This is a genomic window from Vibrio sp. TRT 17S01 (assembly GCF_050113695.1).
Classification (GTDB): domain Bacteria; phylum Pseudomonadota; class Gammaproteobacteria; order Enterobacterales; family Vibrionaceae; genus Vibrio.
In genome coordinates, this window is sequence record NZ_JBNJOG010000004.1 from 243,234 (window position 1) to 255,783 (window position 12,550).

A 12,550-nucleotide genomic window follows, 5' to 3' on the forward strand; every position below is an offset into this window, starting at 1 on the left:
TACAATGAAGAAAGTCACCCTAATGTCGCTGCTTGCTGCATCGATATCGTTACCTGCAGTCGCCTATGATGTCACTCAAATGAGCTGGGAACAGATAGAAGCACAAGCAAAAAAAGAAGGGGCAATCACTTTTTCTGTGTGGTATTTACAGCCCGCTTGGCGCCAGTTTATTAAGGGGTTTGAACAAGATACAGGGATAAAAGTAAGAATCCCAGAAGGGACGCTAGATGCCAATCGAAATAAACTGGTTGCCGAATCACGTCGCGAGCAGGGTTCAATGGATGTCGTGGCTCTTGGCGCACCAACATTACGTACGTTCGATGCCAGCAAAATATTGATGAAACTGGACCCGTTACCAGAGTTTGGTCAGCTCACCATGAAATCAGAAGGTGTGAATAGCCAAGGGTATGGCGTTACATTTTGGGGTAATCAAACGGGGATTGCCTATGATTCTGCACGTATTACTTTTGCCGATTTACCTCAAACATTTGGGGACCTTGAGAACTATATTCGAACAAACCCGGGAAATTTTGGTGTGAATGATCCAAATGGCGGTGGTTCAGGAGGTCGATTTATCGAAGCCATGATTCGCCAAATTAACGGAGATGAAGATATTGGGGATCAGGCCGATCAAACTGTTGTTAAGTCGTGGTCTAAAACTTGGGCTTGGTTTCAAGCGAACAAAAAGAACGTGCTTATTACGGCTTCCAATGCAGATAGCCTAACTCGGATAAATGATGGTGAAATCATCTTAGCTCCAGCTTGGGAAGATCATTTGGCAGGTCTCCAAGAGCGAGGGGCAATCACCAAGCGAATTAAGTTCTACATACCCAAATTTGGTATGTCGGGCGGTGGGAACTTTGTTTCAATTGCAAACAACAGCAAAAACAAAGCGGCATCATTGGTCTTTGTTAACTGGCTAACATCGGCGAAAACTCAAGGAGAGTTAAACGCAACATTTGGTACGGCTCCTCAGCATCCTGACGCTGACGCGTCAAACTCTCTCGTGCCAAAGGAAATGCGTAACAATGCGACAGAACCATTCAGTGCGAGCTATTCCGCAGAGTTGAAGAAACAGTTCACCCGTAATGTGTTAATGCAGTAAGTCGAAGCACTCTCCTTATTCTTTGTGTTCTTACCAAAGGATAAGGAGAGCAAAAAGAAAGAGGCGAACCATGAAATTTCACCCGGCAGAGCACCCGCATCGCCGCTATAACCCGTTAACAGGGCAGTGGGTTTTGGTGTCACCGCATCGCGCTAAACGGCCGTGGAGTGGGGCGGATGAACAGCCAAGTATCAACTCATTGCCTGCTTATGATGAGTCATGTTTTCTCTGCCCAGGGAATACGCGCACTTCTGGTGATCTAAATCCCAGTTACCAAGGAAGCTTCGTTTTTGACAACGATTTTTCGGCATTAAAACAAGAAGCGCCAGAGGTCGTTAACTCGGTGAATCCGTTGTTTCAAACAGAGGTAGTTCGTGGTGTCAGTCGAGTCATCTGTTTCTCTCCCGATCACAGTAGAACTTTACCAGAGCTGCCCATAAAGAGCATTCGCAATGTTATTGATACGTGGGACGAGCAAATTGAATCACTCGGCAAGCAGTATGTTTGGGTTCAAGTGTTTGAGAACAAAGGGGAAGCCATGGGTTGTTCGCAGCCTCATCCTCATGGACAAATCTGGGCCAGCAGCTTTTTACCCAACGAGATTGAGCGGAAAGATCATCATTTAAAAGCGTATTACCACAAATATGGCCGCAACCTATTGCTGGAATATGTTGCAGCGGAACAAAAAGAAAGAGATCGCATTGTTGTCGAGACAGAACATTGGTTGGCTGTGGTTCCCTATTGGGCAGCATGGCCATTTGAAACCATGTTATTACCCAAAGCGCACATTCGCCGCATGAGTGAGTTAAACAATAGCCAGCGGGATGATTTAGCGCTGGCCATTAAACGGCTTACCACCCGCTACGATAATTTGTTTCAGTGTTCATTCCCGTACTCTATGGGCTGGCATTATGCGCCGTTCTTTAATCCAAAAACCGAGATCAACCATTGGCAACTGCATGCGCTGTTTTACCCACCACTATTACGTAGCGCCACGGTGCGTAAGTTTATGGTGGGATATGAGTTGCTGGCAGAAAGCCAGCGAGATTTAACGGCGGAGCAAGCAGCTCAGCGCCTGAGTCGCATGAGTGACGTTCACTACCGCGACTGTTAACAGTCATATATTGAAAGAGAAATAAGGTAATTTTTATGTCTAAAGCCATCACCCTCTCAGCAATCACGCTGGGGCTCACTGCTGCATTTTCTTCATTTGCGAACGAACCGCTTATCGACAAAGCAGTCTCTACCGAGAACATTCGCGTGAGTTCGTACAACATTATGGCATCTAGAATGGGGGACACCGATGTGATTGCTGAAGCGGTTAAGTCACTTAACGCCGACATCATTGGCTTGCAAGAAGTCGACAACAAAACGGGCCGTTCGGGTAAGAATTTTAGTGCAGCAGGTCATTCCCCAATCAACCAAGCTGAGTATATTGCTAAGCAGCTTGGAATGAATTACTACTTCTGTAAGGCGATTGATCATGATGGTGGTGAGTACGGGACTGCCGTTCTATCTAAGCACCCTATAAAGTTCGTTAAGCGAATGGAGTTGCCTAATATCGAAGGCGCTGAGCAGCGCTCTGCGTGTGCGGTAGAAGTTGATGTGCCTAATTATCCAGCGCCAGTGATGGCAGTCACTACGCATCTAGATCATACGACGCAGCCATTACGTGAAGAGCAGGTACGCACCCTGCAAGCTAAGTTCTCTTCTTGGAATTTTAAGCATGCGCTCCCTATTATCATCGGTGATTTAAATCTTCCGCCACAATCAACAGAGTACAAGGAACTTACCGCGTGGTTTAATGAAACGGATAAAGCACTCACGTTGACGGCTCCTGCTTGGAATCCTGACAGAAAGATTGATTACATTTTGACATCAAATGCACAAGAGTGGGATATCAAAAAAGTGGAAATTCCTAAGCCGATGGATAAAGTAGCGTCCGTTCCTTTTGCTGAACTTACCGATCACCTTCCACTAACCGTTGAAATGCAACTTGTGCGTCAATAGGGTTTTAGAACAATAAAAGTCAAAGGGAGATAGGGCCTCTTGCGATGCGAGTTTGCTCCTTCTCCCTTATGCTTATGATTCAACGTTTAACGTGCATGTGTAAAAAATGTTAAACACCATGCTACGTGTCAATAAGTCCCCCTTTCTCGACAATTTTCTCAATAATCGCCATCTTAAGACCGCTTTTTCTGACGGAGAAAGTGAGTTGGAACGATAAAAGGATGAATGAGAAATGGATAACGAACATAGCTTGCGAGAAAACCTGTTGGCGCTGACACTTGGCAGTGCGTTGGTATCACTCGGAGTCATCTTCTTCAATCAAATTGGCTTGCTCACTGGCGGTACTGCTGGGCTGGCAATTTTTCTAACCAAGGTAAGTGATTTCAGCTTCGGTCAGATCTTCTTTTTACTTAATTTGCCTTTTTACTGGCTTTCATTCACTCGTATGGGCTGGCGTTTTACAGTGAATACCTTTATCGCTGTGAGTTTAGTGTCGTTTGCGGTGGACTACCTCCATCATGTTATTCAAATTGCCAGCATTGCTCCGTTATATGCAGCCATTGTGGGTGGTGGCTTGATTGGCATTGGTATGTTGGTTATTTTTAGGCACAAGATGAGTCTTGGCGGCTTTAATATTTTAGCTTTATACCTCCAAGAGCGTTTTGGTATCCGAGCGGGTAAAGCACAAATGGCGTTAGACTGTACTATTGTTGTATTGTCGCTGTTCATTGTTGATATTTCGATCATTTTACTTTCAGTACTCGGTGCTGTAGCGACAAATCTAATTTTAGCGATGAACCATAAGCCGGGTCGTTATCAGCCGAAAGGACAAATTAAAGCGGCTTAAGTGATAGACAAAAGGAGTGTCTAATGAAAACCTTTATTACCAGTTTATGTTTAATGGGGCTGGTATTTACCTCAGCAGTGAAGGCGGAAAAGTTTGTTGCGCCAAGTCAGTTTTATACCGCTTTTGAGGCTGCATATAGCAATAACTATCAAGATACGGCGCATGCCCTTATTCAACAATACCCTTCTATGGCGCAATTCTTTGTCGATAACCAACAAAAGCTCAACCTTGATGACAAGAAAATTGGTTATCTGAAAGCTGCTTTGAAGCAAGACTATCGCCGTCAATCCGATAAGTTGATCGCTCAGCGTTTGGTTGGGCACTGGCAAAGTGCGGATAAAAACATTTTAGTGCGTTATAAAAGCGACCAAACAGGGTTTGTTTTGTACCGAGCTCAAGAGATGCGAATCGAGTTTCAATGGGACGTTTCTGATGGTGTGATTGAATTCAGTTTTGGCTCAGACATCAGCCTCGACAGAGTGATTCATATTGATGAGAACCACTACCTCTATCTTGGTGGAGAGTCAGGAAAAATGAATTACTTGTATCGGATGTAACCTTGCTTCCACAACGACTGCTTTAACAAAAAGGCTCTGTTCAACAGGGCCTTTTTTTATCCGTGAATCTTTCTTTATTCATAGCATCGCTACTCGGTGGGTGAAAGTGCAGCCAGTAACATCATTAGGTATTGATCACTGTAATATGTTGGTTGAGACATGTCATAAATACCTACTTTTGGTTTATTTAACCAGATTGATTCTATAAAACCTATAGGATTCATCTTATCTTATTGATTTTAAATAAAAATTATTTTGGCATTGAGATTGCTTTGCTAATGTGAACGAGATGTGTTCCTATTTAGACATAGATCGTCACAAAAATGATGCGAAGAACAGTGGCAATATCAGCTTGTTTAATCGTGATTTATCAGGTTTTCTGATGAATCAGATTCGCTTGTGGAAATTCAAATCATAGGAAGGAAAATCGTGTATTTCTGGAAAATCAAAGAACTTAAAAGCGATTTAGTGAAAGGCCCGCTCTCTGAGCGTGAAAATATGAAGTATTTGATCGCAACCAGTTTGGTATGGACGCTGGCCGTGACGATTTCTTACGAGTCGAACCATTATGACCTGATCTATGGAGCATGCAGCGCAGCGATGGCAGTGATTGCGATTGTATGTGCGTTTAAAGTGAGTAAAGGACATAACTTTCTTAGCTCATTTCTTGCCGTGAGCTGGGTGATGTCTGTTCGATTCTTTGTTGTGCTCATGTCGTTGATGATCGTACTGGTTTTTGCATTACCTGAGTGGGGAGATGAATCTGAATTATGGGATACCTTGCTATTTCTAGCGTTTGATGCGGTGTTCTTCTGGCGGATTGTTCACCATATAAAAGCGGTCTCCGACCAAACGCTCCAGTCATCAGGTTCTGTTTTAGATAATTAATTTTTCACTTTTTGTGGAGCGACTGCCTGCTCCACTTTTTTTACTTATAAGGACATTCCATGTTCAGAAAATCGTTACGTTGGCTACTTCCTATTGGTATTTTAGCAGCGGGTTATGCAGGTTATGCTGTGATTGCCTCAACAGCTCCAGATGATGACTTACAACCCACTCAAGAAGAGCTGCTTACTGTTTCCGTTTCCCCTGCATTGTCTCAAGATCACCATGTGGTGATCACCAGTCATGGCGAACTTGCTCCATTAGAAGTGACGCAACTGTCGGCACAGGTTTCTGGTGAAGTTGTCAGCTGGCACCCCAATTTTGTTGCTGGTGGCATTGTAAAGCGAGGGGAAGTGCTCTTTACCATTGAAGATGATAACTATCAGGCCGCTGTGTTACAGGCAGAAGCGGGCTTGGCGGCAGCAAAAGCGGCGTTAATTGAAGAACAAGCCAAAGCCGAAGTGGCTAAGCGTCAAGCGAAAAAGCTACCGGCAAAGCAGGTGACGGATCTGTATTTGCGCAAACCTCAGTTGTTAAGTGCGCAGGCGCAGCTTAAATCAGCACAAGCGGAGCTAAAACGCGCAAGTCGGGATCTTGAAAACTGTAAAGTGATTGCGCCCTATGATGCTCTTGTTGTCGAACGTGGGATCGGCGTGGGGCAATATGTCTCAGCAGGTGCGAATGTAGCCACCTTGAATAATGTGGAAGCGGGTGAAATTCATATTCCTATTGCAGGTTTTGATCGCCGTTTTCTACCCAAAGACTACGTGGGTACCTCGGCTGAGGTGCTGCAACACGGTATTGAAAATGTCCAGCTCAATGGTGTGATTGTTCGTGATGCTGGTGTTATTGATAGCGCTACCCGCATGATCAATATGGTGGTGCGGGTTGAAGACCCTTATGCCATCGACAGCGATAAACCGCAGATGAAGTTTGGTGCTTATGTTCAAGTTAAGTTCATCGGCAAGGAGCTAAAGCATGTCTTTCGCTTGCCTCAGGAGTTGGTGAACAATCAACAAGTATGGGTGGTAGACGAACAAGATAATTTGCAACCACGAGCGGTGAATGTGTTGCGTGCTGAAAAAGAATTCATGTTGATCAATCAAGGTTTAAAAGACAGTGATCGTATCGTGACGACGGTACCGGAATTTCCACAAAAAGGAATGGCCGTCAAAGTGGCGAATGCGGGCGATAGTAACGACGTAGCAATGCAATAAGGGCTTATCATGGAAAATAAACCTAATGGCATAATTGCGTATTTTGCCAACAATTCGGTGGCGGCAAACTTGATGATGGCATTTATCCTCATCATGGGAGCGGTGAGCTTTTTCCTGATCCAGCGCCAAATGTTCCCTAACTTAGAAGTGAATTACGTCAACATCAGTGCGGAGTATCCGGGTGCCTCTCCTCAAGAAGTTGAGGAAAGCATTTTGATTCGATTAGAAGAGTCGTTAAAAGACGTTACTGGGATCAAAAAATCCGTATCCACAGCATCTCGTGGCTCTGCTCATATTGAGTTGGAAATTGATGTGGACGCTGACATTAATGATGTCTTGGATAAGGTAAAGCAGAAAGTGGATAGCACTTCTGGCTTTCCTGCTTCAATGGAGCCGATTCAGGTCTATCAGTATGAATACCGTCAGGATGTGATTGAAATGGCGTTGGTTGGCGACCGTTCTTTGTATGAGCTCAAACCCATCGCCAAACAGATAGAAGATGAGCTGTTGCAATTACAACATGTTGCGCTGGTGGATTCCGGTTCTCCTGAGTACGAAATTGCCATCGAAGTCGAGCCACAGATACTGCAAAAATACGACTTAACGCTTTCTGATATCTCCCGTGCCATCCAGCGTTATTCTGCCAATTATTCCGCAGGGGAAGTGCGGACTAGTGCGGGCATGATCTCGGTTAGGATTGAAAATCAGTACTACAGCGGTGAAGAGTTTCGTTCGATTCCTGTCAAGATCGGGCGTAATGGAGGCAAGGTCCTTCTGCAAGATATTGCGACGATAAAAGATGGCTTTACGGAAGATGATCGTTATTTCAAATATAACGGTCAAAACGCCATTTATCTTTCCGTGAAAGCTACTAAAGATCAAAACATGGTGACGGTCGCGGAATCCGTTAAAGCTTATATCGAGCATAAGAACCAAACATTGCCCGCAGATCTCAAGTTGAATACCTTGGTAGACATGACCTATTACCTCAACGCTCGTTTGGACATGATGTTGAAAAATCTGCTCCAAGGTGCGGTGTTGGTCGCCATTATGCTCAGCATCTTCTTGCGCTTTAAACTCGCAATGTGGGTCATGATTGGTTTACCAGTGTGTTTCCTTGGTGCTGTGATGCTGATGCCTGTGATTGGTGTGAGTATTAATATCGTCTCCCTGTTTGCCTTTATTATGGTGCTGGGGATCGTGGTGGATGACGCCATTGTGATTGGCGAAAGTGCTTACTCTGAAATCGAGAAAAATGGTGGCGGAGTAGATAATGTGGTGCGTGGGGTACAAAGGGTTGCAACACCTGCTACATTTGGTGTGTTGACCACCATCGCGGTATTTGCACCGTTTCTGATGTCGAAGGGGATCGAACGAGCGTTTTTCTTTGGTATTGCGTCTATCGTGATCCTCTGTTTGGTGTTCAGCTTGATTGAATCCAAACTCATATTGCCGTCACACTTGGCGCACAGTAAATTCAAACCAATCAAAAAAGGCAGTTGGCGAGACCGATTTAACCAACGATTTTTTGCTATGGTGAATGGGCCATACAAGCGCTTTGTGACTCTGTGTACGCATTGGCGCTGGAGCGTTTTTGCCAGCTTTGTGGCTTTATTTGCCATCAGTATTGCACTCGTGATGGCGAACCATGTTCGTATTGTGCCATCACCTAAAGTGCCGCACGACTTCCCGAGTATCGACATTGAAATGAACAACAATGTCTCCAGTGAACAGACAATTGCGGCCTTAAAAGCGATTGAAGCGGTGATTAAACAAGTTGAGCAAGAAACAGTTGAACACTACGGTACGGGGATGGTGAAAGACACCTTAGCCTTTAACAAAGGTCGTTCTTCTGCCACTTTGCTTGTTCCTTTGGTGGATGAAGAGCTACGACCATTTAACACCTTTGAACTGGCTCGGCGCTGGCGTGAGCACTTGCCTGTGATTGCTGGTGTGAAAACCATGACCATTCAGGATGATGTGAATGGTGGCGGAGGCGGAGATGAATTTGGTTTCCTTCTCTTTGGTTCGGATATCGATACCCTCAATGCCGCTGGAAGAGACTTGATTGACAAGCTTCAGCAAACCGAAGGATTGTTTGATATCTCCTCATCTATTGATTCAGGGAGTCAGGAAGTTCTGCTGTCACTTGCTCCTGTTGCCTATGATCTCGGGCTCGATCTGCAAGACATTGCGTTGCAGGTCGGCGGCAGTTTCTATGGTGGGGAAGCGCAGCGTCTTCTTCGTGATGGTGAAGAAGTTAAAGTAATGGTGCGCTATCCCAAGTTAACGCGTGAAGCCTTTGCTTCTTTGCGTTATGCCATAATTACCACACCAACTGGTGAGAAAGTGATGCTGGGTGATGTAGTCGAGATAGAGCAAAAGCCGGGTGTGAGTAATATACGCCGCGAAGGGGGCTATCAGTCTGTTTATGTTTATGGCTCGATTGATGAGGAGCGTGTTGAACCAAACGCAATCGTTGAGCAAGTTCATGAGACTATTATGCCAGAGGTACTGCAGCAATATCCTGATGTGCGTTCAGAGCTGGGCGGCAGCATTGAAGAGCAGCAAGCACAACAAAATGAGCAAAAAGTCTTCTTTATTGCTGGCATGATCATCGTCTACATGTTGCTGGCTGTGCCGCTTAAAAGTTACACCCAACCGTTGATCATTATGTCGGTCATCCCATTTAGCTTAACTGGGGCAATTTGGGGCCATTATTGGTTTGGATTGGATCTCAGCATGATGTCGACCTTTGGTTTGATTGCAGCGGCTGGGGTGGTGGTCAATGACTCATTAGTCATGACTGACTACGTTAACAAAGTCAGAGCGCAGGGTGTAGACATTAAGCAAGCTGTGATTGAAGCGGGATGCGCGCGCTTTCGGGCCATCACACTGACATCCATCACCACCTTTGTCGGGGTGTTGCCAATTATGTTTGAAACCAGCTTACAGGCAAGTTTTGTGATCCCGATGGCAGTCGCACTTGGGTTTGCGGTGTTGTTTGCCACGTTACTGACGCTGATCCTTGTTCCATGTCTTTATTTGATGCTTCAAGACATTCGTAATGGAGTTTCCAAAGTAAAAGGGTTGTTTAAAAGGCGTAAGCTCCAAACCAACTAACTGAACGTATTGATACTAAAGCGCGGCATAATGCCGCGTTTTTTATTACTTATCGAAAAAACAGATAGAAAAAACCCGAGCATGGGGAGCTCGGGCAAAAAAGGGCAACAATTTGAAATTATTTTTTGGAGAGTGCCAGTTAAATTTCCTTATCCAAACTGTTGTAAAGCATTCGCGGTCTTATGAAGAACTTTACAATAGTGTAACTGACGAGTTTCAAAGTAACACGTTTGTTGCGTGTCGGTAATTTCAAATATGGAAAACATAGATTTCAAAAATGATATCCATAAAGGAAACGTTGTGATTTAAGTCGACGGCTCAATCATGGCTGTTTATAGAACGTGACTTCGCCTTTTCCCTCGTATTTTATTTTCTCTCGCCGCTAAGCATTGAATATTGAACCATACTTAAGTTTATATTTAATGCCGAGAGGGACAGGAATTGCGCTGGTTACTATGGACAATGATTGGCTTACCCATGATTGCATGGGGGACTTTCCATCTTTATCACGAGATTTGGTGGGTAGAGAATATTGTCTCAGCACCTAGCCTCTTTTTGGTTTACTACACCGTAATTGCTTTGATCTGTTTGATGGTGCGGTTTTGGGTGCATTTGATTGTATGTGTCGTGGTGGTGTTGGTCTATCTGGCGATGACGCCAAAGTCGGAGCAGTCAATTTGGGTAAACTGCAATACGCCCATGACGGTGGTGCAATACAACCTTTACTACGGCAATCAAGATGTAAATGCCTTTATTAATTACTTGATCCAAAACCAGATTGATTTAGTGGTGCTGCAAGAAGTTGCGCCGGAAGAAGGGGTTAAGTTCTTCACTTTGGATGATTTGTACCCTTATCGTTATGGTGGTCAAGAAGGTGTGGGATACCCGTCTAGCCAGATGATCTTAAGCCGCAAACCATTGACTCAAATGTCGGTGTTTTACACGCCTGATGGACACAACATCATTAGTGGCGTTTGGCATCCAACTCCGCAAAAACAATTACCTTTTATGACAGCCCACCCACCGTCACCAAGGACGGAGGAGCTTTGGCATCGGCGAAACGCGGTGATTCGAACCATTCAAACCATGGTGGAGTTTAACCCGTCAGATGAAATGCTGATTGTTGGTGATTTTAACCTTTCCGCGACCAGCTTACGGTTTGCGACACTATTTCCAGAATTTGAAACCGCCCCTGTCGCGAGTTGGCCAAACTGGAGTCACCTATTCGACACCCCCGCATTTACCATGCTCAGTATTGATCATTTGTGGTTGAAATCATTGGAGTCGAGTCGACGGATCTGCAACCGAACCTCGAAAACGAGCATGCGGGGTTCCGACCATAAAATGGTCGTCACTCAAATTGGATACTGAAATAAAGAAAAAAGCCGAAGGTAGCATTCCTTCGGCTCTAAATTTGCTACTTCGCTAACCCACCTTGGGTCAACTGCGCTGGATCAAGCAGGCGCTCTAACGTGGCTCGGTCGAGATCCGTTTCTTTTTCCGCCACATCAATGATAGCGCGACCTTCTTTGTATGCTTTTTTGGCAATAGATGCGGCTTTCAGGTAGCCAATCACTGGGTTGAGGGCAGTAACCAAGATAGGGTTGCGAGCAAGTGCTTGCTGCAAGTTATCTTCACGTACCGTGAAAGTAGCTAGCGCTTTATCAGCAAGAGCCAGAGCGCTATTGGTCAATAGCTCGATGCTTTCCAAAATGTTGTGTGCAATCACGGGCAACATGACGTTGAGTTGGAAGTTACCAGACTGACCTGCAATTGTAATGGTGGTGTCGTTGCCAATAACTTGAGCAGAGGCCATGGCCGCCGCTTCAGGGATCACTGGGTTAACCTTACCCGGCATGATCGATGATCCAGGTTGTAAACCTTGCAGCTCGATTTCGCCCAATCCCGCTAGAGGGCCTGAGTTCATCCAGCGCAAATCATTGGCAATTTTCATGATAGCAACGGCGGCCGTTTTCAATTGTCCTGATAAAGATACAATTGCGTCTTGGCTGCTGAGATTAAAGAAGAAATTGTCACTGGCCGTAAAGGTGACTTTGGTTTCTTGGCTCAGGTTGTGAGCAAATGCTTCTGCAAAACGAGGATCTGCATTAATGCCAGTTCCCACCGCTGTGCCACCTTGAGCTAAGGCTTTTACTGATTTCAAACTCTGATCAATGCCTAGGAGTGCATGTTCAACTTGGTGTTTCCAACCGCCTAGCTCTTGTGCAAAGGTCACTGGCATGGCATCCATTAAATGAGTTCGGCCAGTTTTTACCACATTTGACAGCTCTGCTTGCTTGTGTTCAAGGGCGGTAATTAAGTGATGCAGTGCTGGAAGTAAGCGTTTTTCGATGCTGATTGCCGAAGCAACTTGGATGGCTGTTGGTACCACGTCATTGCTGCTTTGGCCCATATTAACGTGATCATTTGGGTTGACGTCACCGCCTAATTTTTCAGATGCCAACGTTGCAATCACTTCATTGGCATTCATATTAGAACTGGTACCAGATCCAGTTTGAAAAACGTCAATTGGGAAGTGAGATAAATACTCTCCCTCGATAATGTGCTGCGCGGCATCCGCGATAGCACTCGCAATGTCACCTTCAAGCAATCCAAGTTGTGCATTCGTAAGAGCTGCTGTTTGTTTAATGTAAGCCAAAGCCTGGATAAAGGGGACTGGCATAACATGTTGGCTGAACTGAAAATTGTCGACTGCACGTTGAGTTTGAGCTTGATACAGGGCATCTGATGGGACTTTTACATCCCCCATGCTGTCGGTTTCAATTCGAAATGTTTGAGTCATGAG

At 45.1% G+C, this 12,550-nt stretch carries 10 protein-coding genes; 9 read left to right on the plus strand and 1 reads right to left on the minus strand.

What is annotated here, in order from left to right:
• The first annotated feature begins 4 nt into the window (after window positions 1–4).
• The 9 genes from ACQEXS_RS08790 to ACQEXS_RS08830 all read left to right on the plus strand — a co-directional run bounded on the left by ACQEXS_RS08790 (window position 5) and on the right by ACQEXS_RS08830 (window position 11,115).
• A complete protein-coding gene (locus tag ACQEXS_RS08790) occupies window positions 5–1,105 on the plus strand; it encodes an ABC transporter substrate-binding protein (protein ID WP_427013545.1) in 1,101 nt (366 codons plus the stop codon).
• Window positions 1,106–1,175: 70 nt separating this feature from the next.
• Window positions 1,176–2,219 (plus strand): UDP-glucose--hexose-1-phosphate uridylyltransferase, encoded by a 1,044-nt coding sequence (locus ACQEXS_RS08795; RefSeq protein ID WP_427013546.1) that lies wholly within the window; start codon window positions 1,176–1,178, stop codon window positions 2,217–2,219.
• Between the two features lie 35 nt (window positions 2,220–2,254).
• Window positions 2,255–3,115, plus strand: a complete 861-nt coding sequence (locus ACQEXS_RS08800; protein WP_427013547.1) for an endonuclease/exonuclease/phosphatase family protein — start codon at window positions 2,255–2,257, stop codon at window positions 3,113–3,115.
• A gap of 232 nt (window positions 3,116–3,347) precedes the next feature.
• The gene (locus tag ACQEXS_RS08805; RefSeq protein ID WP_427013548.1) at window positions 3,348–3,962 is read left to right on the plus strand and encodes a YitT family protein; all 615 of its coding nucleotides are present in this window, start codon (window positions 3,348–3,350) and stop codon (window positions 3,960–3,962) included.
• 23 nt (window positions 3,963–3,985) lie between these two features.
• A complete protein-coding gene (locus tag ACQEXS_RS08810) occupies window positions 3,986–4,519 on the plus strand; it encodes a hypothetical protein (protein WP_427010439.1) in 534 nt (177 codons plus the stop codon).
• A gap of 429 nt (window positions 4,520–4,948) precedes the next feature.
• The gene (locus ACQEXS_RS08815; protein WP_427013549.1) at window positions 4,949–5,407 is read left to right on the plus strand and encodes a hypothetical protein; all 459 of its coding nucleotides are present in this window, start codon (window positions 4,949–4,951) and stop codon (window positions 5,405–5,407) included.
• A 59-nt stretch (window positions 5,408–5,466) separates the two neighbouring features.
• Window positions 5,467–6,621 carry an efflux RND transporter periplasmic adaptor subunit gene (locus tag ACQEXS_RS08820; RefSeq protein ID WP_427013550.1) on the plus strand — a complete coding sequence of 385 codons (1,155 nt, stop codon included), beginning with the start codon at window positions 5,467–5,469 and terminating at the stop codon, window positions 6,619–6,621.
• Between the two features lie 9 nt (window positions 6,622–6,630).
• Window positions 6,631–9,744, plus strand: coding sequence for an efflux RND transporter permease subunit (locus tag ACQEXS_RS08825; RefSeq protein ID WP_427013551.1), 3,114 nt, complete (start codon window positions 6,631–6,633; stop codon window positions 9,742–9,744).
• A 441-nt stretch (window positions 9,745–10,185) separates the two neighbouring features.
• Window positions 10,186–11,115, plus strand: a complete 930-nt coding sequence (locus tag ACQEXS_RS08830) for an endonuclease/exonuclease/phosphatase family protein (RefSeq protein WP_427010435.1) — start codon at window positions 10,186–10,188, stop codon at window positions 11,113–11,115.
• A 46-nt stretch (window positions 11,116–11,161) separates the two neighbouring features.
• On the opposite strand, the gene ACQEXS_RS08835 is transcribed toward ACQEXS_RS08830, so the two are convergent.
• Window positions 11,162–12,547: a class II fumarate hydratase gene (locus ACQEXS_RS08835; protein WP_427013552.1), complete on the minus strand. Its 1,386-nt coding sequence runs from the start codon at window positions 12,545–12,547 to the stop codon at window positions 11,162–11,164.
• Window positions 12,548–12,550 lie beyond the last annotated feature (3 nt).